The organism is Peribacillus sp. NPDC097295 (genome assembly GCF_044761665.1).
Classification (GTDB): domain Bacteria; phylum Bacillota; class Bacilli; order Bacillales; family DSM-1321; genus Peribacillus.
Genome location: NZ_JBIWCW010000006.1, coordinates 26096 through 50624 on the forward strand (window position 1 = coordinate 26096; position 24529 = coordinate 50624).

At 39.1% G+C, this 24529-nt stretch carries 18 protein-coding genes and 1 pseudogene; 4 read left to right on the forward strand and 15 right to left on the reverse strand.

The features are described 5' to 3' along the window. Positions 1–4 precede the first annotated feature (4 nt). The 6 genes from ACIQXN_RS12280 to ACIQXN_RS12305 all read right to left on the reverse strand — a co-directional run bounded on the left by ACIQXN_RS12280 (position 5) and on the right by ACIQXN_RS12305 (position 8033). Complete coding sequence (locus tag ACIQXN_RS12280) at positions 5–1522, reverse strand: FGGY-family carbohydrate kinase (RefSeq protein WP_402966719.1); 1518 nt, start codon at positions 1520–1522, stop codon at positions 5–7. A 260-nt stretch (positions 1523–1782) separates the two neighbouring features. Beyond that, the gene (locus ACIQXN_RS12285) at positions 1783–2577 is read right to left on the reverse strand and encodes a class I fructose-bisphosphate aldolase (protein WP_402966721.1); all 795 of its coding nucleotides are present in this window, start codon (positions 2575–2577) and stop codon (positions 1783–1785) included. Positions 2578–2817: 240 nt separating this feature from the next. Beyond that, the gene (locus ACIQXN_RS12290; protein ID WP_402967119.1) at positions 2818–3333 is read right to left on the reverse strand and encodes an MFS transporter; all 516 of its coding nucleotides are present in this window, start codon (positions 3331–3333) and stop codon (positions 2818–2820) included. Positions 3334–3725: 392 nt separating this feature from the next. Then, positions 3726–4244: an NUDIX hydrolase gene (locus ACIQXN_RS12295; RefSeq protein WP_402966723.1), complete on the reverse strand. Its 519-nt coding sequence runs from the start codon at positions 4242–4244 to the stop codon at positions 3726–3728. 223 nt (positions 4245–4467) lie between these two features. Next, complete coding sequence (cysI, locus tag ACIQXN_RS12300) at positions 4468–6195, reverse strand: assimilatory sulfite reductase (NADPH) hemoprotein subunit (RefSeq protein ID WP_402966725.1); 1728 nt, start codon at positions 6193–6195, stop codon at positions 4468–4470. Positions 6196–6221: 26 nt separating this feature from the next. After that, positions 6222–8033 (reverse strand): assimilatory sulfite reductase (NADPH) flavoprotein subunit, encoded by a 1812-nt coding sequence (locus ACIQXN_RS12305; protein WP_402966727.1) that lies wholly within the window; start codon positions 8031–8033, stop codon positions 6222–6224. A gap of 264 nt (positions 8034–8297) precedes the next feature. On the opposite strand from ACIQXN_RS12305, the gene ACIQXN_RS12310 reads away from it, so the two are divergent. Beyond that, the gene (locus ACIQXN_RS12310; RefSeq protein ID WP_402966729.1) at positions 8298–9227 is read left to right on the forward strand and encodes a LysR family transcriptional regulator; all 930 of its coding nucleotides are present in this window, start codon (positions 8298–8300) and stop codon (positions 9225–9227) included. A gap of 168 nt (positions 9228–9395) precedes the next feature. On the opposite strand, the gene ACIQXN_RS12315 is transcribed toward ACIQXN_RS12310, so the two are convergent. From ACIQXN_RS12315 to ACIQXN_RS12330, 4 genes are all read right to left on the reverse strand, one after another. Then, entirely contained in the window at positions 9396–10220 is an 825-nt protein-coding gene (locus ACIQXN_RS12315; RefSeq protein ID WP_402966731.1) for a methyl-accepting chemotaxis protein, read from the reverse strand. 144 nt (positions 10221–10364) lie between these two features. Further along, positions 10365–11477: an MFS transporter gene (locus ACIQXN_RS12320; protein ID WP_402966733.1), complete on the reverse strand. Its 1113-nt coding sequence runs from the start codon at positions 11475–11477 to the stop codon at positions 10365–10367. 606 nt (positions 11478–12083) lie between these two features. Continuing rightward, the gene (locus ACIQXN_RS12325; protein ID WP_402966735.1) at positions 12084–12494 is read right to left on the reverse strand and encodes a hypothetical protein; all 411 of its coding nucleotides are present in this window, start codon (positions 12492–12494) and stop codon (positions 12084–12086) included. A 146-nt stretch (positions 12495–12640) separates the two neighbouring features. After that, positions 12641–13435, reverse strand: a complete 795-nt coding sequence (locus tag ACIQXN_RS12330) for an SDR family NAD(P)-dependent oxidoreductase (RefSeq protein ID WP_402966737.1) — start codon at positions 13433–13435, stop codon at positions 12641–12643. 243 nt (positions 13436–13678) lie between these two features. Here ACIQXN_RS12330 and ACIQXN_RS12335 point away from each other — a divergent pair. Together ACIQXN_RS12335 and ACIQXN_RS12340 are read left to right on the forward strand one after the other, a co-directional pair. After that, positions 13679–13933 (forward strand): annotated as a pseudogene (locus ACIQXN_RS12335) (helix-turn-helix domain-containing protein); the annotation flags it as partial. 18 nt (positions 13934–13951) lie between these two features. After that, a complete protein-coding gene (locus tag ACIQXN_RS12340; protein ID WP_402967121.1) occupies positions 13952–14533 on the forward strand; it encodes an MmyB family transcriptional regulator in 582 nt (193 codons plus the stop codon). A 1060-nt stretch (positions 14534–15593) separates the two neighbouring features. Here the strand turns inward: ACIQXN_RS12340 and ACIQXN_RS12345 are convergent. Beyond that, entirely contained in the window at positions 15594–16838 is a 1245-nt protein-coding gene (locus ACIQXN_RS12345; RefSeq protein ID WP_402966739.1) for an MFS transporter, read from the reverse strand. 632 nt (positions 16839–17470) lie between these two features. On the opposite strand from ACIQXN_RS12345, the gene ACIQXN_RS12350 reads away from it, so the two are divergent. Continuing rightward, positions 17471–17815, forward strand: coding sequence for an IclR family transcriptional regulator (locus ACIQXN_RS12350; RefSeq protein ID WP_402966741.1), 345 nt, complete (start codon positions 17471–17473; stop codon positions 17813–17815). Positions 17816–17909: 94 nt separating this feature from the next. On the opposite strand, the gene ACIQXN_RS12355 is transcribed toward ACIQXN_RS12350, so the two are convergent. The 4 genes from ACIQXN_RS12355 to kdpB form a co-directional block, all read right to left on the reverse strand. Beyond that, entirely contained in the window at positions 17910–18869 is a 960-nt protein-coding gene (locus tag ACIQXN_RS12355; RefSeq protein WP_402966743.1) for a VanZ family protein, read from the reverse strand. Between the two features lie 627 nt (positions 18870–19496). Further along, positions 19497–21827 (reverse strand): universal stress protein, encoded by a 2331-nt coding sequence (locus ACIQXN_RS12360; RefSeq protein WP_402966745.1) that lies wholly within the window; start codon positions 21825–21827, stop codon positions 19497–19499. A gap of 62 nt (positions 21828–21889) precedes the next feature. Further along, positions 21890–22447: a potassium-transporting ATPase subunit KdpC gene (gene kdpC, locus ACIQXN_RS12365; protein ID WP_402966747.1), complete on the reverse strand. Its 558-nt coding sequence runs from the start codon at positions 22445–22447 to the stop codon at positions 21890–21892. A 25-nt stretch (positions 22448–22472) separates the two neighbouring features. Then, entirely contained in the window at positions 22473–24515 is a 2043-nt protein-coding gene (kdpB, locus tag ACIQXN_RS12370; RefSeq protein WP_402966749.1) for a potassium-transporting ATPase subunit KdpB, read from the reverse strand. Positions 24516–24529: the final 14 nt, after the last annotated feature.

Genomic DNA, 24529 nt, shown 5'->3' on the forward strand with positions numbered 1-24529 from the left:
AGTGTCATATCCCTACCTTCCATATTTTATCCATATAATTAAGTGTTTCTTTATAGCGATTATACTTCTCGGCATACACTTTTGCTTTATCCGGATTCGGTTGAATAATGCGATTCACATTCACCATTTTGACGGCTGCTTCTTTAATAGATTCATAGTGTCCCTCCATTACAGCGGCACACATTGCAGTACCGAGCGTACCATGTTCTTTCACTTCGACGATTTCAAGCGGGATTTGCAAGGAATCCGCAAACATCTGAAGCCATACGTCTGATTTGGTTACTCCACCGGCAATTCGTGAGGTGTCTGGTTTATCAGCATACTTAAGCAGTCGCTCGATATGGTACATATGGCTGAACACGATACCTTCGTAGACCGCTCTGACGAAATGCTCCTGCTTATGCCAACTATTCATGCCGATAAAACAAGAGGTCGCATTCGGGACCGAGTTTGACCCGAACAGGAAAGGAAAAAAGAGCAAATTACTATCCTCCGGGGCAGTGGAAGCCACCAATTCATTGCAAAGATCATACACCGACCTACCTTGCTTCTCATATTCAAGCTTCTCCCCGACCATGAACTTATCAATAAACCATTCAAGATTGCTCGCTGATGTTGGGCTAGCTTCCGTAGTGAGCCAGTAATCAGGCAAACAATAGATTGACGTCATGAATAAATCTTTGTCGATGACTGGTTTTTTCGTGATGTATTCATTGATGCTCCATGTTCCAGCGACGATGCATAGCTTATTTTCTTCCACTAGTCCCGAGGCGATGGCTGAAGCGGCAATATCGAAAATCCCTCCGGCAACCGGGGTCCCTTCCCTTAGCCCAGTTGCTTCCGCAGCTTCTTTAGTGATGTAGCCGCATATGTCTGTCGATTGTTTAAGTGGGGGAAGCTTCTGCATGATGTTCCGTAATCCGAAGAAATCGAGCAATTCCTCATCAAAACATTGATCCCTCACATTCAATAAGCTCGTTCCTGAAATATCTGTCAATTCCAAGTAAGCTTTTCCCGTCAACTTAAAACGTATGAAGTCCTTAACCATGAATATATAATCTGCCTGATTGATTACAGCTTGATCATGGTCTTGCAACCAAGCCAACAATGCGACTGGCTGACCTGCCCAAACGGATTGCATCGTCTTTGGAAGCACTTCAGTCTCGAAACGTGGATCTGCATACCATTCATCTATATACTTCTTTGCTCGGTTATCAGTAGAGATAATCCCGTTATATGGAGACCCTCCATCTTTCATCGCTAGATAAAGACCGTTTCCGTGACCAGTAATAGATATACCAACAATTTGTCCTGCATCTATCTTCGAAGTCCTCAATACTTCTTTGATTACCGTAACGTTGGCTCCCCAAAGCTCATCGATGTCCCGTTCCGTATGAAATGGCTTTGGCATGATCATTTCTGTCTTCTTCGAGGCAATCTCGACTTCTTTTCCAGTCAGTGTGTAAAGAGCTGCTTTCGTAACTGTGCCACCATTATCAATACCCAGCAAATACTTCTCCATTACCTTTCCCCCCTTAAGCAAAAATGACACAATTCAGTAACCAACCATTTAAGTGGAGTCAATTCATCAACTAAGTTAGCGAGTTCAATAGTCTTGCTTATTTATTAGGGCCGAAGGAGCCAGTATTATCCGAGATGGGCAAAACAGATTGCTTCCACTACTGGCCAACCAGGACCGATGACTGTCATTTGCAAACCGTACCGGGAAACCATTCAACAAATGTTTCAATCCATGTACTTCCACCTTCAATAATTAAAGGGTTAGTATGCCTGATACATTTTATAGGCTTCCTCAGCTGTCCCGTTCCGGTGGACGATTACATTTAATGCAGCTACAATACCAGCAGGATGCCTATCTTGCGTAATATTGCGTCCAACGGCTACCCCCTTTGCACCAACGTCCATACAGTGTTTGACGAACATAAAATAATCGAGTATGTGGTCAGTTTTTGGTCCACCCAAGGCCAGCACGGGTCGCTGCGCCCTTTTTACGATTTCAGCATCCCCTGCATCCCCTGTAAAACGGGTCTTGATAATATCTGCACCCAGCTCTGTCCCAAGTCGCGCACCCGCAGCAATCACTTTCGGCTTACTGGATTCCTCATTCGTAACCGCATAGCCAAAGGGCAGCGACTCACACATAAATGGTAAGTTCCAATAATCAGCTTCACGGGCTAATTCCCATGCAATTTGATGGGAAGTTGCTTCGTTAGGGGCGCCCGGAAACGTCATAGATATGATTCCATCTGCCCCCATCTTGAGTGCATCCTCAACGGTTATTAACCCCATTGTATTCGGCACACTCGAATCAAATACTCCTGTCGATAAATCTGCACGGATTAGCATCCCTACGCCTGCAAAGGAATCGGCGTATGTCTTTGCCAGGCCATAAGTGACTAGTACTGCATCAAGGCCACTTTCAATCATCTTTGGCAATTCACCAATCGTGTTATCGATCCCGGTGGTATTCGTCGAGAAGTAATGCCCATCAAGCGCCAGTGTGATAGACTTTCCATCTCGTGCAAATATGTTACCCATTCTTCTTGTTTTTGACATGCAATCTCTCCCATTCCTTTAAAGTAAAAACAAAAAATCCTCACAAATCATTGACAGCCTGCTGTCAACATTTGTGAGGATTCGCCTAGTCACATACCAAATTGGTACTTATATTTTGTTATCCGTTTAGCGTATTATTCTATAAACTTTATACATTATATTCACTTTTCTTATATATATTCGATTATTCTACTCATAAAATGAAAATGCCAAAATAAAGATTTTTCTTAAGAAATTAAATTAAGTCAATGATGTCTTATTAGGTTGAAGTTCCGGGTTTTCACTAAATTCTTCAACCTTTAGGGGTTCGTCATCAAGATAATCCAAACGACGATTTTTGGTTTCTGGAAATACCCAAGCCCAAATTGCCAATAAGAAGAATAAACCGGCTCCGCCTAAGATAATTGGTTCATACCCATACACAGGAAATACTGCTACTGTGATTAGAGGAGGAATTGCTGAAAGCCCGCGTCCAATTTGGAGAGCCCATGAAATCCCTGTAGCCCGCACGTCTGTGGGGAAGATTTCACTAAATAATGAACCAAAAACAGAGGCTCCATTTGAACCAAAGTATAAAAAGAAAATAGGCACTAAAATCCATAATGAGTTAATTAAACTAGACCATGTAAAATAAAGGGCGATACCACCAATGGCCGCAACTAGGCCTAGATAACTTAAAGTTATTTTTCTTCCCCATTTGTCTGCTGTATAACCTATCCATTGAGGAAAGATCCATGGTACCCCTCTTCTCTGTATTTACTATAATTGTATACATTTATACCATAATTCATTTAAATGTGTTATTCCACTCGATGTAAGCTTTTCACTCGAATATATTTTTAAAAACTAGGCTATCTAAAAGTTGATTATAACATTATGGAATCGGCTAGTATGAAAGATTTTAAAAGTGTGAACTTGTGCAATTTCCTTTGAACATCTTTGAAAAACTTGTTTTAAAGAAAAACGGGGCTGTCTCATAAGTCCTTCTTCGAGTAAAATAACGCAAAATTGAAAAGGCAGAAATGTTGATTTAACAACATTTCTGCCTCTCTTTATTTATTCAATATAGGCTTAACTACCCTTTTTGGGACAGCCCCATTTTATTGTTGTGTTCCCAATTTTCCCAAACTGGTTCCTAACATGTCCGTTTATAGACGAATAGAGCCATAATGATGTCGACCCTCAAATAGAAACGAAATGATACTTTCATAATAAGGTATAAATTTTTTTAGTTCAATTAGCTTTAAGATTTCATCTTTAGAAGCCCATTTCGCTGCTTGGACCTCTTCAGTCTGTAACGTCAATGCATTCAAATCCAGGTCATATTTAATCAAATAATAATCATCGAATCCACGTTCAAAATTAATAGTAAATTGTGGACGTATTTTTTCAAAGTTATACTGAATCCCCAACTCCTCGAATAACTCTCTTGAAGCTGCCTGCTGACTTGTATCGCCTGCAACCGCACTACCACCACAAGTGATATCCCAGAGGTTCGACCACCCTTGCTTAAAGGGCTGACGTTGCTGAATGAGCATTTCTCCTTTTGAATTAAATATACATACGTGTACTATTAAATGAAACTCCTCTAGTGTCAGTTCATCTCCACGAGTTATTTGTTTATTTATTTTATAACGATGCTGATCATATAAATCCCACTTTTCCATTGTTAAACTCCTTATATAATTTTTTTGAAACAAGATTCCAATAAAAAGCAAACATCTATATTCAATGAGTTTGGAGCTTTAAATCAATCTTTACTTCTACTATAGCCTGAAACTAAAATAGTTATCATCATTCAAACTAATATTATAGTTTCCCGTACCAAATTTTGGACAGAAACCATCCAAAAAAAAGAGACAGGTACAAATCCTGTCTCAATTCATCAGATTAAGCGTGAAAATTCATCCCGTCTGTTGTTGCTTTTATGACTCCTGTACGGACGACAAAGTTTCCAAAGTGCTCGCCTTCCTGCCGCTCTTTCGCATAACTAGAAAGCAGGACACGCAATTCGCTTAATATTTCTTCTTCGCCAATATTTTCGCGGTACATTTTACTGAGTCGGCTGCCGTCAAAGGCCGCTCCGAGATACATATTGTATTTGCCAGGCGCTTTCCCGATAAAGCCAATCTCCGCAAGGGCCGGCCTGGCACAACTATTAGGACAGCCCGTCATACGGATGGTAATCTCTTTGTCCCGCAGACCGTTCTCATCAATAATGCTCTCGATTTTCTCAAGTAAATCCGGTAAATAACGCTCAGCTTCCGCCATCGCCAATCCGCATGTGGGAAGAGCGACGCATGCAAGTGAGCTGCGACGAAGCGCTGAATAATGCTTGCCATCCGTCAAACCGTATTGTTCCATCAGTTCATTGATTATTTTCTTTTTTTGACTGGAGACGTTGGCAATGATCAGATTTTGATTGGCTGTTAACCGGATATCCCCTGTATGGACTTTCGCGATTTCACGCAAGCCGGTCATCAGCTTGTAATCATCAAAATCGGCAATACGGCCGCTTTGGACAAACAGGGTATAATGCCACTTACCTTGCACGCCTTTCACCCAGCCATAGCGGTCCCCATTATGATCGAAATGGTATTCCTTGGCTTCAGCCAAGTTCCAGCCAAGACGGTTTTCCAGTTCGGCTTTTACATTTTCCAAGCCAAGTCGATCAACCGTATACTTGAAGCGTGCATTTTTTCGGACGGAACGGTTCCCATAATCCCGCTGAATCGTAATGACCTTTTCCGCCACATCCAGAATTTGGTCTGGTGTACAAAAGCCGATTACCTTGGCAAGCTGAGGATATGTCGCAGTGTCACCATGGCTCATGCCCATGCCCCCGCCTATCGCTACATTGAATCCGACAAGTTTGCTATCTTCAACGATTGCAATGAAGCCTAAATCTTGTGAATATACATCGATGTCATTCGATGGCGGAACAGCGATACCAATTTTGAACTTCCGTGGTAAATAGAGTGGTCCGTACATCGGCTCCACTTCTTCTACTTCCGGTGTTCCGACCACCTTCTCTTCATCAAGCCAAATTTCATGATAGGCCCTTGTTCGCGGCAATAGATAATCACTCAACCTTTTTGACCATTCATAAACTTCCCCATGAATGTCAGATTGATAGGGATTCGAGTTGCACATGACATTTCGGTTCACATCACCGCATGCAGCAATCGTATCGAGCATGGACGCATGAATATCTTGTATCGTTTTTTTCATATTCCATTTTAAGATGCCATGCATTTGAAACGTCTCACGTGTTGTCAGCTTTAACGTGCCATTGCCATATTTTTGGGCAAGTTCATCCATGACAAGCCACTGAGCTGGCTGTGCCACACCACCGGGCATGCGGACTCGCAGCATGAATTGATAGGCTGGTTCAAGCTTTTGTTTCTGACGTTCATTACGAAGATCCCGGTCATCCTGCAAGTAGCTGCCATGATGTTTCATTAAACGGTTATCATCATCCGGAATTCCGGCACTGATACGGTCTTGCATGACTTCCATGAGCGTTCCGCGCAAGTAGTTGCTTCTTTCTTTTATCTCCTCGACGTCACTTGGCGGGCCGTCAGGTGCTTTTAATAATGATCTTAGAGGATCCACCATATTAATTATCTCCTTTCAATCCAAACTCAATATACATCTCGCTGATATCGTTTTTCCTTTTGCATGTCGGTAAGGTAGCTTACCGCTTCCTCGCGGCTCATGCTTCCTTCTTTTTCGATAATTCCAATAAGGGTTTCATGAACATCATGTGCCATGTTTTTCTCATCTCCGCAAATATAAACGGCCGCGCCTTCTTGCAACCAGCCAAATAATTCAGCACTATGTTCAAGCATCCGGTTCTGCACATAGACTTTTTCATCGGTGTCACGCGAAAACGCAACATCCATCTTCGTTAACACACCTGTTTTCAGCCATTTTTGCCATTCGGTCTGGTAAAGGAAATCCGTCACGAAATGCTGATCCCCGAAAAACATCCACGATTTACCTTGCACGCCCGCTTCCTCACGTTCTTGCATGAACGAGCGGAACGGAGCAACACCTGTTCCTGGTCCAACCATGATGATCGGTGTATCTGGGTTACTCGGCAGCTTAAAATTTTGATTGTGTTGAATGTAAATCGGCAAGCTCTCACCAGGTTTTAATCGTTCCGCACATAATATAGAACAAACACCGTTCCGTTCACGCTCATGTGCATTGTATCGAACTGCTCCTATAGTCAAATGGACTTCATCCGGATTTGCGGATAAAGAGCTTGCAATCGAATAAAGGCGGGCCGGCATTTTCCGAAGAGTGGAAACGAACTCTTGTGCCGAATCCCCCCACTGACCGAAATCGCGGATTAGATCTAGCAAATCCCTTCCTTGACGGTATGCTTTTAATTTTTCTTCATTTCCAGGAGATAAAAGCTCCCTTAAATTTTCATTACCTGAAAGCTGTGCAACCTGTTCAAGAAGCGATTTCGTCAATACGGTAATTTCCAAATGAGATGTGAGTGCTTCTTTAAGCGAAAGAACATCTCCCTGTTTGTTTATGCTCACCTTTTCTTCGGGCTCCCATTGAATTTCCTCAAGAATAAGATCCACCACAGCAGGATCATTTTCCGGATATACCCCAAGACTATCACCAGGTTCGAATGTCAGTCCTGATCCTTCCAATGACAACTCAAGATGACGAGTTTCCTTATTTGAGCCACGGCCATTCAAGTTGAGATTTTCCAACACTTCCGCTTTAAACGGATTTTTTCTCGAATATACTGATTCACCAGTAACTGATTGCTCGATAGGGGTAACAATTTCCGATTCCCCAGCCTCGCATAAGCTCGCAATAACACCTTCTAGCCACTCCGTTGCAGGTTCATCATAATCCAAATCGCAATCAACGCGCGGATAAAGCCTAGTGCCGCCAAGCTCCTCTAACCGTTCATCGAAATCTTTCCCCGTCTGGCAGAAAAACTCATACGAGCTATCTCCAAGCGACAAAACGGAAAAATGGAAATCATCCAGTTTTGGCGCACGCCTACCTTTAACAAATTCATGAAATGTCAAAGCATTATCCGGCGGATCGCCTTCACCATGCGTACTGACAGTGATAAGAAGGTTTTTGACCTTCTTTAAACTATTCGGCTTGAAATCACTCATGGATGACGTGACTACTTGAAATCCTTTCTCTTCAAGCTTCTTAGCCGCTTGTTCAGCAAGCCTTTGGGCATTGCCTGTCTGAGATCCGTAGAGAATGGTCACTTCTTTTGATATGGTCTTTTCTTGCTGTTTAACAAGAAGTTCTTGGGATGGTGCCTCTGTTACTGCTGAAAAAGACTGGGTCGCAGACAAATAACCGCTCAACCAAACTTTTTGTGTTTCTGTCAAAGTTGGCAATAGGCGATTAAGCAGATCTGACTGTTCTTGATTAAAAGGACTGTTCATTACCTGAAGTTGCAACGATTTCCACCTCACAAAAGAATAATAACTTTACACTTATGTATAACGAATATTCAAATATTTATCATTGTAGATTCTTTTCCTATTAATCTTTTATAAAAACATGACAATACTTAAATCGACAAACCATCTTGAAAAGACAGGTTTATCAGTTCCTGCTAATTCTATATATTTCTAGTTAAACTTTACCAGATGTAAAATTATTAGTAAAATATATATATATTATTAAATCTATTAGTATTACTTATAATGAGGTGAGATTTCTTGTATTACGATGCATTAAAAACATTTGTAACCCTTGTGGAAGTAAAAAACTTCACAAAAACAGCTGACATGCTTCTAATGTCACAACCAAATGTTAGTTTACACATAAAAAAATTGGAACAAGAATTCCAGACTAAGTTGCTTCTACGGTCTCCAAAATACATAAAAATCACCCCAACTGGCGAGATATTATACGAGCGAGCAAAGCAGATGATTACCATTTACGAACAAACGAGACGAGACATCGAAGAACGTCATAACACGATAAAAGGGGAATTAAAGATAGGTGCCAGTTTTACAATTGGTGAGTATATACTGCCTTCTTTACTCATCGATTTGCAAAATGACTATCCTGAACTTGTGCTTCAGGTGGTGATCGGTAATACGGAAGAAATTGTCCAATCTGTCCGGTTATATAATGTAGATATTGGTTTGATTGAGGGCCAGACCAATGAAAAGGAGCTTTCCGTTCACTCTTTCATGCAAGATGAATTATTTATTGTTTCATCCAATAATCATGAACTAGCCAGGAAAAAAGAGCTTACGATTGCCGACTTACAAAATCAAGCCTGGGTCACCCGAGAAGTGGGGTCGGGTACACGTGAATACCTTAACCACCTTATCCGTTCAAATGGGCTGAAGGTCAAGTCGCTTCTTACCATAAGCAGTAATCAGGGAATCAAAGAAACACTCATTAAAAATGGTATGGGGCTCTCTCTCTTATCCAGTAGTGTCATCGAAAGAGATGTACAACATAAGACACTGTCTATACTACAGCTAAAAAACGAGACTTTTCCTCGAACTCTTTCCTATGTGTATTCACCTATTATGAAAGATAAGAGAAACGTCCAAACTTTCATCAGTGCATTAAAGCAAAAATGGCCCACAAAATTGAATGAACTCAATGACCAAACAACTGACAATACGTAAGAAAAGGGCTTCCATCAGTCGACACGGATGGAAGCCCTTCTAAACATTTTAAGTCAGTATTTATTTCCGGAAACATGATTCTATAAATAAAGAAAAAGAATGGTTTGAAAAAAGAGCAACTCACTTAGACTAGTATTGCTAATTCCTCATTCACTTAACTCTACTCGTTTATTTAGTAACGCCTTCGAATTCTTCAATTGTCTTATTAAATGTTGACTGAGTTTCTTTGACTATTTTTTGTAAGTCAACTGTTATTTTGCTAACCTTCCCAACTTCTTTTGTAATATTTTCCACGTTAGAATTTACATGTTTAATAGCATCATCCACATTACCAGCCATTTTTCTTACTTCGTCAGCTACAACCTTAAAACCTCTACCTTGTTCTCCTACACGTGCCGCTTCAATGGCTGCATTTAATGCTAGAACATTCGTTTGCGAGGAAATATTGCGTATATTTTTGGCTACTTCACTTATCAAATCAGTTTGTTTCTTTAGTGATTCAACTGCCTGTATTTTTTCAGAAGAATTTTCCACGACTATATTTACTAATGCAGCGGGCATTTCTTTCAATTGAGAAATGATCTTTATTGTGTTATTTTCACGTTCAGTGATATCGGTGACGATTTTAAGAACATATCCTACTTTACCTTCTTCATTTAGGATTGGAATATAAGTTGCTTCAAACCAAAATAAACTTCCGGTTTTACCAACCCGCTGAATTTTTTCTTGAAACTTTTCTCCCTTCCCAAGATTATCCCACAACTTTTTATAGCCACTGCTATTCTTAAAATCTTCAGTACAAAATTGTTCATGCACCATATTTTTCATTTCATTGACTGTATATCCTAAAGTCTTTGCAAAATTTTCATTTACCCAAATCACTTCTCTATTTAAATTAAATTCTATCATTGATAAATTCAACTCTAAAGCAGCTAAAACGGAAGTTTCATCTAATATTTGAGTACTTTTATTATTTTGTAAAGACAGGTTCATATATAAAAACTCCCTTTTATTAAGACTACTTTTCATTTTAGAGCATTTTGGTATCTTCATCCATTTTAAACTCTCTATACTATATATAACTTTCACAAATGAGTGAAAATGTAGATGTAGTGTTTTCAAGGTGTCGGCCCATGTTTAACTCTCTGTTGGAACAAATAAACCAACGATCCCTAAAATAGCAAACAAAGTAAACCCAAACGGATAGGATGTCATTTCTATTGTTTTTCCTGCAAAGAAAGAGCCGAGTGATTGACCAATCCCTAAAGATAAAAACGATAAACTAACACCTTTTGCTGGCGAATTCTTAAAGACTCTTGTTGCCCACACAATAAACAAACCAGTAATGAGTATATACGAAATACCAAATAACCCTGCCGAAATATAAACGAATACGTCGTCTGAAAGATTCAACATTGCAATTGAACCTAACAAAACTAAAAGAATTAAACGATAAGACCATCCTAACCCAACTCTCTGTATTAAACCTCCTGCCACTCCTCCTACGATACCTGCCGCTCCCATAACAATCCAAAATACAACACTTTCTTTAGTCGTCATATTATACTCTGTTGTTATAAAACTTCTTGAGAACGTCCAGAAAATAGAAGAGCATATGCCTATTATCAGGGAAGCGGTTATCAAGAATTTTGCTCTTTTTATTACTGATAACCAGTTTGTGTTATCATAAGAGTCCTCTTTTTGATCTTTATTAGATGGAATAATATAATAATTCCAAATGAGGACTATAACTGCGATAAATGAAAAAAAGAAAAATGACAGTCGCCATTGCTCCGTGAATAATAATACGATGGGTCCCGTAAAAATTATCCCAAAGCTTGTCCCACTATTTATCCAGGTATTTGCCTGGTCAAGCTTTTCTCTTGTAAACATGTTTGTTGCCATTTGACTAAGAGCTGGAGAGGCTAATCCACTACCTATGCCTGCTACAAATACAGCTATCGCCAAATGGACGAATGAATTTGCAGTAGCTATACCTAATAACCCTATTACGGCAGTAAGACCAGCTAGATTATTCACCTTACGTTGTCCTAACTTTTTAATTATGAACGATGAAATAAATAAAGCAAGTGAATAGGAAACGTACCCTGTAGAACCAACAAAGCCACCATCACTTTCTCTTAATCCAAGCGTATTAGATATATTGGGAAGAAACAACCCAAAACTTAATCGGGCAAGCGCATATGTTACAGCAATCATAGCTATACTTGGAAGCACTATTCTCAACATTTCAAAACCACCTATTTTTGGTTTAAGGGATTGCTTATCTTTGAAAGAAACTATTCTGTAGACCTAGTCACGCCAAGGATAAGAGATTCCAGAAGGAAACATATTTCGAATGAAGATGTCATCAAAGCTTTAAAGGTCACTAAAATCCAAAAATTCTCAACTAGTTCAAGATTATCACACTAAAGTCTTTATTGTTACAAAAACGGAGTAGATGAATGTACTGACCAAATATCAAAAACGTGTACCCCCATATTACGCAAGAAAAAAAGAAGCTTCCCACAAGTATGATTAGCTCATGCGCAACTCCTTTTAATATCTTCAATGTTAGCAAAATGTTAGTATTCCACTCTTATCTTCCTTCAAAATTCATTCATACAAAATGTTCCAAAGTAATGATGCAAGGTTCAAAGAGAGTTAATATTACTACTTACAAGCGCTAAAAAAAAGCACTGGTTCCCAATTCTTCTTCTATTAGAAAGCTGATCTATGCTGGATTAAACTGTTTTTAATTCCATATGGGCTATTTCATTAAAATTTTTTCCGTGAATCTGTATGTTTTTAAAAAAAGACCGCCAATTGGCAGTCTTTTAGGTACTAGCGCTTGCGTTAGTTCATGAAAACAATATCTAATTTTCCAGTTACTTTGCCAGAAGAGTATCCATCTTTCACGTCAACATAAAATTTACCTGTTTTCATACCTGTGAATAACGACTTACCACCTGCTAAGCTCTGATAGACTGTGGCGTTTCCAGTTTTAGCATTCACGAGGCGAACCTTTATCTTACTATAATCAGTTAATTTCTCACTTCCAGTAGAGGTCTTTAAATAGATTGGAGAAACTAGTTCTATTCGTATGTTACTGCCTTTGTTAGGATTATAAATCTCACCATCCCATTTTCCATCTTCTGTTTGAAAAGAATACCGTGGAACACTTGCTTGAGCAGTAGAAGAACCCACTACCAATCCACCAACCAGGACGAACAAAACGGCACTAACGATTACAAAAAAACGTTTCATTCCATCACCTCCTTTACCATTTAATACCATGGATATTATCACTATAAACATAATTTTAAAAAAATTATTGAATTCAACAACTTTTAGTTCCATCATCTGCATCGTTTTCTCACTGAACTAAGGCGTAAGTCTTGCATCCTTCTCCCCTAACTTTTTGGCTTTGATATACGTTCCATGATCATAGCTACCTTTTGCCTGCTAAAAAATCGGATCATTTGAGCCATAAGGTAATTGTTACGGCCATCGATAATATAGCTGCGTTCCTGGTCAATCCCGCGAATTCCAGCCCGTACAACCTTCTCCGGAGTCGAGAGCTTTTGACCCGCCCCCATCTCCTCACTGCCAACCGCATCGAAAAACCCCGTCTTGGTTGCACCTGGGCACAGTGCGAGCACGCGGACGCCTCGCCCGCGCGTTTCCGCCCATAGTGCCTCAGAGAAGGACAATACAAACGCTTTGGTAGCCCCGTAAACTGTAGAATATGCACATGGCATAAACGCGGCCATCGAAGCCACGTTAACGATGACTCCATCCTCTCGCCTCAGCATATTAGGCAGCAACCGATGCGTAAGATCGACTAACGATGCCGTGTTCAGCATAATCTCTTCCTGCTCGCGCTCAGGATCTAATTCCTCGAAACGGCCATAAGTGCCAACGCCTGCGTTGTTGATGAGAATATCGACCGACAAACCCATTTCAGAAATTTGTTCGGCCAGTTGACGCGGGGCATTTGCTTTGGATAAATCACAAACCAAAGCATATGCTTTCACGCCATACTGGTGGTTTATTTCCCTAGCCATTGCATCCAGTTTATCCTTGGAGCGCGCTACCAGAACGACATGACAACCTCGTGCCGCCAGTTCTTTGGCATACGCTTTCCCGATCCCAGATGATGCACCGGTGACTAGAGCTAGCTTGTTTCCATAGGCATACTTGTTCACGAACCAAAACCTCCTATCGACATCACTTCTCTGTCGTAATACTTTAATCATACTGTCGGTAGAGGTTATTAACCACATCATATCTATACTATTAGCGGGATTAACAGGCATCCATTCTCGGTGGAGGTTATGTCTGTTGCTACAGACACTTTAACAAGATATAATAATCGTGCATAAGAAAATTTGGTTAATTTTGTTAGTTTCGATTTGTATTCTCACATAGATTAATGGGAGGTCATACATGTGAAAACGAATCATTCCTCATCGACATTGGGTGAATTCATTAAATCACGCAGGGAACGGTTGCAACCTTCAATAGTGGGGATAAAGCCGCTTCCCGGACGAAGACGGACCCCTGGGCTTCGAAGAGAAGAGGTCTCGTATCTCGCTAATTTAAGCGTGACTTACTATACTTGGCTGGAGCAAGGCAGAGAGGTTAATCCGTCGCCGGAAGTACTGCTAAATATCAGTAACGCGCTGAGGTTGGATGAAGACGAGAAAAAGCATCTCTTTGATTTGGCAAATGTAGACCCGGCGAGCGCAGGTGCAGTGCTAAATAGCAAAAGATCAGATAGCGGATTTTTGCAAACGATCGTTGATCAATTGCATTATCCTTCTTTCGTCACAGACGAAGGAACAGATGTTATCGCCTGGAACCGGGCAGCGGAACTGATAATAGCCGATTTTGGTAGTCTGCCGATAAATGAACGGAATATGATGAACATTATGTTCTTTAATACGGATTACCGACAAAGACTGGTGGAATGGGAGGGGTATGCCCGATACATGACGGCGATGGTGCGAGCAAACTTAGACCGTTATAAGGATAATCCATTGTATATGGAACGGTTCGAACGTTTGAGGATGGAAAGTGAAGAGTTTGTGCATTTCTGGGATCTCTATGAAATCAAGCAAAGGAGGGTCGCAACTGCTTTATTTCGTCTTCCAGACTCACTGGAGATGGAGTTCGTAATCCATTCCGCTTCTGTAGTCGATAACGACCCAGGCCTGCACTGGTGTTTCTACGTTCCGGCACCCGGATCAGGGACCGAAGAGAGTTTATTGCGTCTACTGGAGCGAGACAATAAGCGGTATTAGGATTCAAGCCCGCAATTGATGTCTCAATCTCAACATCCTTTTCAAAGAACTTGTACACATTTATTATGTATTGTTTTTGTAGTATGCTTCAGAATTAAATGGAACGATATTATTAATATTATTGTTGTGCTGGGTCATATAAGAATCCCTGAAAATAAAATTTTCAATGAAAAAATGATTAGTTACCGTTTCAGCTTGTCCACTTGAAAAACAATTATTAAAAATAACTAGTTTAATTGATGCATATCGTTATTTTTAATTGTGTAACTAACTCTTCAGATAAAAGACTTGATTTCCTTTCTGTGGATTCATGATTGTAAGCCCCTTTAAATTCTTGAAAAGTAAAGAAGCTTCTCAAAAGTTCGCTGAACTCGTGAGAAGCCTCCGTTAAAATCCTCAATGTCAGCATAATGTTAGAGCATTCTACTCTCATCATAATCTAAAGCCCAGTCATATAAGGGATTTGAGGGCGTGATTACATCATCCCCCCTATGATTCGTATAAATACACCCATTCATTGGAATAAGTAATGAACGCAACAGACCTGCTATGAGCTATTGAAACCCTCTGGCTTCAGTTATCCTTCAACACTCTTGCAATTATCAATATACTTGCTTCCCCATTCTCTTCGGAAAGGTGGGCATAAAATTTTTTAACTTTCAATGCAGCATATTAATTTCTTCATTTGTTGCCAATGTTACCTTCATAATTTACCCCTTTGTTAATTTTGTATCAGCAATATGTTACCATTTTATTGCACTAAACTGTCCTGATAAAATGAAAAACACTATTAGTAAACTAGATCTTCCGAAATGCGACAAAAAAAAGCCAACAGGTATCTGTCAACTTTATGTTTTCCTATTATAACTAACGAATTTGTTACTAATGTTATCTACTAATACCTTATATGATATTCTACTTAATTCTTTATCCAATATTCGGTACAATCCTTATTTCGCTCCATGAATTTATAATCATAAGAATCATTAGCTATCCAAATATACAGCCTGTAACTTTGATTACCGAGTAATCATCGATACAGGCTTTTTGTCTTAATCATTTACAACTGCTTTTCGAGGTTTTTATTAGATGCGCCTATAGTTAATGTTAAATACTTCCTGGAGGTAATGCTATAAAAAAAGGAAAAACATAAGGCTATCGAAGCAATAATAAAGACAACAACTATGCTATATCGCTGTCCCAGTATCCCCATCATAAGAGTTGATATTCCGAATGTTGCCATTGTTAAAGAACTCTGAACTGCATAAACCTTAGCTAAAAGCTTATCCCTAACTAAACTTTGGATGATTGTATGAATAGAAATCATCCTCAACTCTTCGAATAGACCAAACATACCAATCAGTATAAGAGAAATGACGGGATGTACATTAAGTCCAAACAAAAGAGTCATTAGAAAGACCATACATCCTCCAATTAATAGAACATTTCTAATATTTTTGTTAATGAAATCAGAGTGTCTATATGCAAGTATTCCGGCTAGAAATAATCCGAATAATAAAGAGGTGTTTATATAGCCCCACCACTCAGTTCCTACCCCAAGCCTTATGTCTATAAAAGGGTATAGAATGGACGATACCCATACTGGACCAGCTATAGAACTAAAAATTAGCGTTAAATGGAGGACACGTAGGCTCTTATCACCTGCAATTATTCTCCAACCTTCAAACAACGAAGGCAATTTACTTGCCTTTACTGATGGTTCTTCAGATGTTTTCTTTTCTTTGACTTTAACAAATGCCAGTAAGCAAGTAGATAGTACATACAAACTAAACGTCAATATTAATAACCCATTAGTATGCAAGAATGCTGCTAATATACCACCTGCGGCCCACCCACCCATCTGAATGAATTGATATATAGAAGACATTAGGCTATTTGCTTTTAATAAGTTTTCTTCTGAAACAAGTTGAGGTATCAATGCACTACTTGATGGGTTAGCGAAACTATCTAAAAAAGTGATAAAGAAAATAATTATATAAATCGTTACAATTGTACCTTGTGTTAATAATAATGATACGTACAGGGTTAGCATAAGTAAGAAACAAGTTTTAATAAATTGAGAGTTAAATAAAATCGTTTTTAACTTATACCGATCTATTAGAAGTGGTGCTAATAATCCACCTAAAAATCCTCCAAGCATATTTATTGCAGGAACCAACGAAACATAAAATAAAGAATGGGTTACATTGTAAACACTTGTTATAAGCGCAACAATATAAAAAACATCTCCAGCATTAGCTAAAGATTGACCAGCTAGTAGAACTTTAAATGATTTATTCTTCAATGTAAACAACCCCTCTTATTCAATAATTACGAATGATGAGAAATATTGATTTACATTGGTTTCACTCCTTTGAATTTTTAAGTTGCATCTCCGAATATTTACATACAGAATCAAAAATGGGTTAAAATGGTAATAAATTATTAATCCAATCATTTAAATAAGAGGGAGTTATTTAAGGATTAATTTGTAAAATTAGTATTATAATAGTAACATAAAGTTTTTTTATAAGTAAGTGTCATACTTGTAAAATTATCCTGCCCCGTTAGTTGAAGCAGAAAAACCCTTGTTACTAAAGAATGTCACCTACTAATGATACGATTCACCATAACGCATCAAAATGTGGTTTTCCATGTCAGGACAAGAAATCAGACTGTTTTCATATAAACAATTAATAATTACCGTTTTAGCTTATATCACGTCAAATCTTTTCTATACATTGATACTAAAAGTGCTTTCTGTCTTATAATAGATAAAAGGAGTTTCCTCCAGTCTCTGAGTTTATAGTCACTTACTCAATTCGGAATTATGGAGAGGTACTCCTTTTTCTTATTTAAAAGACAGGATAACGCAAGAATTAATAGTATTAAATTCAATCATTTAATAAATAATCATAGTTATAGGAGGATTTGATTGTGTCGGAAGAAAAGAAATACGGCAGTGTTTTATATAAAGCGGTCGAGATAATGGATTTTTTAAGAGATATTGAGGCTCCCGTAAGTCTTATGGAGATTTGCAAGGCCTTCACATTGAATAAGGGAACTGCTTCTAAAATTATGAACTCCATGTTGGATTTAAACCTTGTCATCAGACATGAACAAACGAACCGCTTTACATTGGGTAGCCGTTTGATTGGATATGGTGCAGCAGCTGCTAGACAATTCAATATCGAAACGCTAGCAACACCAGTAATGGAGGAACTTCATTCGAAAATTGGAGAGACCATTCATTTAGGAATTGAACAGGGGAGTCTATTTTAAATTTAGTGATTATCGCTAAAAAGCTCTCGAGACCTTCTCGACAGCCTTTTAGCGATATAATGGTTTCATTGTTTGCTTGTTTGTTTTTCTTTCTTTACTCCCACCAATGCTTCTGTTCACTGAACCTAACGTCCCATAGGTTCGCGTTCCCAGAAACAGTAATCGAAATTTCGTTTACATTACTATATGTCATATTTGTTTTAGGATTCATCATGTGAAAAAGTGGAACGATTATTTTTTCTGCTTCTTTATTCCATGTTTCATCTCGCTGAATTATTCGGTTTCCATCTACCTCTATCGTAAGTTCTCCCTTGGAATCACCATTGTCTGAAATGCCAAAATAAGCATAGAGCGTTACATCTTCCTTGTTCTCCAAGTTATACGTGTATGATTTGCTTTTGCCATCTTTACTGGTATACACGTTCAGCTTGGGTTCTATTTTCTTCCCTGCTACAGTGAAACTTGAAAGATTTCCAATCATAGGAATGATTCCGTTCAATTCCTTCACATCGTGTAAGGCTTGAATCGGACCTTCTCTTTTTGCCACAACATAATCAACCGTTTCCGAGATCACGATTACTCCAACTAGAAGAACAACAATAGAAAGGACAGAAACAATAAGCTTTTTAAGAGATAATTTTGAAGAAAATCCAACTTTATATGCGATAAATCCGATTGTAGCGCCTAGTGTATTTACAAACACATCATCTAAGTCAAAACTACCCAAATGGGTTAAAGCCTGGATTGTTTCGAGAAAGAGGATAGACAAGACAAACAAAGAAATGAATTTCCTGAAACTCACACGATACAACAGAGGAATCAGGATTCCATAAGGGATAAACGTAGCAATATTTCCGAAACTGTATATCCAACCAAAATCTAGTCTAGGGAAAGAAAGTGGGACTCCTTCTGGAACGAAAATAAATGTGTAACCATTTCTACTAGATAATGAAAAATGTTCTAATCGACCAAATGCAAGATAGAGAAAATAGAAAATTAAAATGGTATAAATAATAGTTCCAACTAAGATACGTTTCCTTAATTTTATATCCATAACGCCCCCTTATATTAATTATACATTTTTGTATGATTTTACTATAATTGATGCACAAATTCTATATTATTATTATTCTTTGCTTTACTCCACTGTTGAGTTATTTTCAAAATATTCTCTCTCGTTCATTTGTTTCTCATTATACCGTACAGTCCAAACACACTTTTCTTCTTGAACAATCATTTCCCTTTAGTTCCGCAAGAATCAAGGATATTTTCAATTCTCCATAGAGTAATAGGTTATTACAGAACCGCTGTAGAAAGATAATATAGTATCCCCTTCCCTTATATTGTTATAGTCTTAGAACAACAATTATCAAATATGGCACAGCTTGCAAGAGATACCTTCATTGGTCTTTATATTATTACTAAATTCCTTGAATACTTCTTAAAAATGCAAAAATTTCAATAAACGTTGATTTGCATACGCTTATTGAAATTAATTTATATACATATGAAATTCTATAAACCTTACCTATAGCTCAATATGGACTGACATAATAAATAAATTGGAGAGGTTTTTGAATAAAAACATGATACTCTGTGCTTTGGAAAACACACCTTTCATTTTGAATGATCCGGTTTCCGTTAACCCCCTTTTAATCTATATCATTATGAATATATTCTTTCAATCCGCCACAATTAAAATATCAAGGTGCCTCGCCTCTCGTAAAAGTTGGGCCACGATCGATCCTTGTATGATTTCTTGCCATCTTTCTTTTGCTGAATGGCCAATGATGATTTGGGTGGCTTTTTTGTCTTGTAATTGTTTAGTGATTTCACTTACCACCGATCGCCTGTTGGTTGTTGAATACATTTCGAATTGGCCACCTAATCGTTTCGTAAGGCTTCTGATTTTATCCAATATCAGCTGCTTTTCATTAGTTAGTGAACGTTGGTCTTTAACATAGACTACATACCACTTCGCTTTGAGTCGATAGGCAATTCGGAAGCCCCTCCTAATTAAGCGCTCGGTTTCTGGTTTAAGGTTGACGCAAACAAAGATGACTTCCTCTTTTCTCCACGGTCCCCTCACTCCTTCTTTTCGCTTGAATGATTCCAATCTGTCATCCACATCATCTGCCAGTTCACGTAGTGCAAGTTCTCTCAATGCAATGAGATTACGAGTCTTAAAAAAGTTGTTCAAGGACTGCTCGACCATATCCATGCTATATATGTTCCCCTCTTGCATTCGCTGTCTAAGCGCCTTTGGGGAGACGTCAATTAATTCAAGCTCATCCGCTAACTGGAGGATTCTGTCCGGAACAGTTTCTCGTACGCGAACTCCTGTAATTTGCTCTACACTATCATTCAAGCTTTCTACATGTTGAATATTCATGGTAGAAATAACGGATATCCCAGCCTCCAGGATGCTCATCACATCTTGATAACGTTTTTGATTTTTACTTCCCGGCACATTGGTATGAGCCAATTCATCTACAAGCACAACTTCAGGATTGCGGGTGATGATGGCGTCAAGATCCATTTCCTCCAGCACGACGTTCTTATATGGAACCTGTTTCCGGGGTATCATTTCTAACGTGTCAACTTGGGAAGCTGTTTCTTTACGACCATGTGTCTCTAATAATCCAATAACAATATCAATTTCATTTTTCTTTAACTGGTTGGCTTCCCTCAGCATAGTGTACGTTTTTCCTACGCCTGGCGCAGAACCAATATACACCTTCAATGTCCCTCTTTTAACTCCTTGTATTTTTTCTTTCATTTCTTCAGGTGAAAGTCTTCGATAAGGATTCTTTCTCTTTTTCTTTTTCTTTGATTGAACCGCAGGTAATACCCTTTCTCCTCCTCCTTTTGCGCGGTCCGCTACCACGCAAATATCAATGTTTTTAGTTTGGCTCAATATTTTATTGACTATTGAGCCATGGATTATTTCTTCCCATCTCGTCCTTTTTGATTGCCCCAGGATGATCCGGGTTATATAATGCTTCATTGCATAATCAACGATCTCTTTAGCGATTTCGCTGCCGCTTATGATTCTTTCTTCGAACTTCCCCTCTAGTTTTTCCGTGAGTTTTTGTATGGAACTTTTAAATAACGATTCTTCTTTAGACAGGTTTTTATCACTTGGAATAAAGCTGACAACAACTAATTCCCCACCTAACCGTTTGGCTATTTGATCTCCTCTCCGTATTAAGATGGAGCCGTTCCAATGATATTGTACACAGACCAAAATCCGTTCAGAAGCGCCTGTTGGTCCCATTAACCCTTCCTGTTCTCTATGTTCGGTGAGATCCTCTTCTACTTCCCCAGCTAAAAACCTGAGTGATAGTTCCCTTAGGACTGCTAAGTTATCTCTTTTAAAGAGTTTCACATCGATATCTGTTCGTGCCTGTGTTTCCACAATTTTTCCTTCTTGGAAACGTTTGAGGATTGCTTCAGGCGTAACATCCAAAAGTCGTACTTCATCAGCTTGCGTCAACGTATTTTCGGGTAAGACCTCACTTACATGGAGGGGGAGATTCAGAAGATGTTCCGCAACTTCCTTCACCCCTTTCAATTCATATATATTTATTGTTGTGATGACACTTATTTCATTTCTGATTAACTCCATGACATCTTCTAATCTAGTTGGATTTTTAGCAGCTGGTCGGTTTTTGTGTGCTAACTGATCGACTAATATCACTTCGGGGTTCCTTTTGTGGATTTGTTCCATATTTAAGTCTTTCCTTATAAATCCATTTTGCTCCCACTCAATGGTGGGGATTACTTCTAGGCAATCCACTTGTTCCATCGTGATCTTGTTATTAGAATCACTAATGATCCCGACTACAACATCAATACCACGCTTTTTCAACTCATGTCCTTCAAGTAGCAAATGATAGGTTTTCCCTGAACCGCTAACAGACCCCAGAATAATCTTCAAGCGGCCTTTTTTGATGTCAGAAATGGACTGTAGAATTTCATCTGGCGTTTTCCTTCTGAATTGTTCTCTCAAAAAACCCCCTCCAGATTTCTTTCTAGATTAATAGGGAAGTGAAAAGCACTTCCCACTCTCGCTTATTTCAATTCATCCAAAGTAATATTCAGCTTCAAAACATTAATATGGGATTCGCCAAAAATTCCATTTGAACGATTTTCCGTCTGTTCTTCAACAAGGTTATATACAGTCTTTTCAGGTATTCCCCTTTCTCTTGCAATACGAGGGACCTGAACGAGTGCTCCTTTCGGAGAGATATTTGGATCAAGACCCGAACCCGAGTTTGTCATTAAGTCAGAAGGTATTTCCTCTTTTTTTATGGTAGGATTCTCTTTAAGGAATGTAGCCATTTCTTCTTCCGTTCGTTTTATCATTTCTTCATTGGACGGTGAATAGTTTAGCGACCCTGAGCCTGCGGCGTCATAGTTTATGGAAGAAATACGCCCATGAAAATATCCAGCGCCTTCAAAAGATTGACCGATTAACTCCGAGCCGATAAATTGCCCTTTTTCATTTTTAATTAAGCTACCCTCTGCTTGGGCAGGCATCAATACTTGTGAAAGACCCGTTATGAGTAACGGATAGGCCATTCCACATATAAACAATAAAACCAATACAATACGTATATTTTTCAACATATCTATTCTCACCCTTATATTTGATTTAAGCTAATCCGAACAGTACAAGAATTACGTCTATACACTTGATGCCAATGAAAGGGACGATCACCCCGCCCAATCCATAAAGAAATAGATTCTTCGTTAACAGCCTTGTAGCACTCATTGGAACATACTTTACCCCCTTCATCGCTAACGGGATCAAGAGCGGGATGATGATGGCATTGAATATCAAGGCAGATAATATCGCACTTTGAGGTGTGGCCAATCCCATAATATTTAAAGCTTTCATTTGAGGAATAGCTAACATGAACATAGCTGGTATGATCGCAAAATATTTAGCTACATCATTTGCAATACTGAACGTTGTTAATGCTCCGCGTGTCATGAGTAACTGTTTTCCTATTGCCACCACCTCAATGATTTTAGTAGGATCTGAATCCAAATCCACCATATTGGCGGCTTCTTTGGCTGCATTAGTTCCTGTATTCATCGCTAAACCAACATCTGCCTGTGCCAAAGCAGGGGCGTCGTTCGTTCCATCCCCTGTCATCGCAACAAGTTTTCCTTCCGCCTGTTCACGCTTAATCACGGCAATTTTATCTTCGGGCTTGGCTTCAGCAATGAAATCATCGACCCCGGCTTCTTTGGCAATTGTTGCCGCCGTTAAGGGGTTATCGCCTGTACACATGACGGTTTTGATGCCCATTTTCCTCAATTCATCAAATCTTTCTTTCATACCCGCTTTTACCGTATCCTTTAAATAAATGACACCCAATACCCGAGTTCCTTCTGCGACAACGAGTGGTGTACCCCCTTGGCTTGCTACTTCATCACTAATATCTTGCAAATCTTTGGGAATCTTTCCTCCCTGTTGCTTTATATACTTCTTTATTGAATCCACCGCACCTTTTCTGACAATCCTCCCATCAGAAAAATCCGTCCCGCTCATCCTGGTTTCTGCGGTAAAATCAATGCCTTCCGACTCGCCTTTTTCTAATTCTTTTTCAAGCAACCCCGATTTTTTGACAAATTCGACAACAGAACGTCCTTCTGGGGTTTCATCGTGAAGGGATGAATAAACTGCGAACGTATTAAGTTCCTTCTGACTGACACCTTGCACTGGCAGCAAGGCAAAAGCCATCCGGTTACCGTGTGTGATCGTGCCTGTTTTATCAAGGATGATAGTATTGATATCTCCAGCTGCCTCAACGGATTTTCCAGATTTAGCAATCACATTGAATTGTGTCACTCTGTCCATTCCGGCGATTCCTATAGCTGAAAGAAGACCCCCTATCGTCGTTGGAATCAAACAAACCAGCAATGCAACCAAAGTGGCGATTGGCAATGTCACTTTTATATACGAAGCAATGGGGACAAGTGTTACGCAAACAAGTAAAAAAACGAGTGTCAAACTCACAAGTAGTGTGCTAAGGGCAATCTCATTAGGCGTTTTTTGCCGTTTAGCCCCTTCCACCAAGTTAATCATTCGATCCAGAAATGACTCCCCGGGATCACTGCTCACTCTAATTTTTATATAATCACTGATCACTTTAGTTCCGCCTGTAACCGAACTAAAGTCCCCGCCTGGTTCTTTTATGACATTTGCGGATTCACCAGTGATGGCTGATTCATCAACAGCAGCCACTCCTTCAATGACATCACCGTCACTAGGAATTAAATCGTTGGCTTCTACTAAAACTGTGTCACCTTTACGCAGCTCTGTGGCATCGACAATCTTTATCGATCCATCTTTTTGAATTACCTTTGCTTTCGTATCTTGCTTTGTCTTTTTTAAACTATCTGCTTGTGCTTTTCCCCGACCTTCAGCCAACGCTTCAGCGAAATTGGCAAAAAGGATCGTCAGGAACAAAATAACCGTCACCGCACTGGTATATCCCCTATCCGGTATCCCCCCAAATAAATGAGGAAATATGGTGAGAAAAAGAGTCAAGACAAACCCAATTTCCACGACAAACATAACAGGATTTCGGGCCATGGTTCTGGGATTTAATTTTTTGAAAGCATCTTTCATCGCTTCAAAAATCATATCATTATTATTTACTTTTCCATTATGCTTCGTATTCATCGGTAATACTCCTT

What these genes read in the sequence shown, in the direction of transcription:
- kdpC (WP_402966747.1), bottom strand. Translation starts at nt 22,447, where the DNA reads ATGTTGAAAAATATACGTATTGTATTGGTTTTATTGTTTATATGTGGA.
- ACIQXN_RS12285 (WP_402966721.1), bottom strand. Translation starts at nt 2,577, where the DNA reads ATGTCAAAAACAAGAAGAATGGGTAACATATTTGCACGAGATGGAAAG.
- ACIQXN_RS12320 (WP_402966733.1), bottom strand. Translation starts at nt 11,477, where the DNA reads ATGTTGAGAATAGTGCTTCCAAGTATAGCTATGATTGCTGTAACATAT.
- ACIQXN_RS12315 (WP_402966731.1), bottom strand. Translation starts at nt 10,220, where the DNA reads ATGAACCTGTCTTTACAAAATAATAAAAGTACTCAAATATTAGATGAA.
- ACIQXN_RS12280 (WP_402966719.1), bottom strand. Translation starts at nt 1,522, where the DNA reads ATGGAGAAGTATTTGCTGGGTATTGATAATGGTGGCACAGTTACGAAA.
- ACIQXN_RS12355 (WP_402966743.1), bottom strand. Translation starts at nt 18,869, where the DNA reads ATGGATATAAAATTAAGGAAACGTATCTTAGTTGGAACTATTATTTAT.
- cysI (WP_402966725.1), bottom strand. Translation starts at nt 6,195, where the DNA reads ATGGTGGATCCTCTAAGATCATTATTAAAAGCACCTGACGGCCCGCCA.
- ACIQXN_RS12325 (WP_402966735.1), bottom strand. Translation starts at nt 12,494, where the DNA reads ATGAAACGTTTTTTTGTAATCGTTAGTGCCGTTTTGTTCGTCCTGGTT.
- ACIQXN_RS12295 (WP_402966723.1), bottom strand. Translation starts at nt 4,244, where the DNA reads ATGGAAAAGTGGGATTTATATGATCAGCATCGTTATAAAATAAATAAA.
- kdpB (WP_402966749.1), bottom strand. Translation starts at nt 24,515, where the DNA reads ATGAATACGAAGCATAATGGAAAAGTAAATAATAATGATATGATTTTT.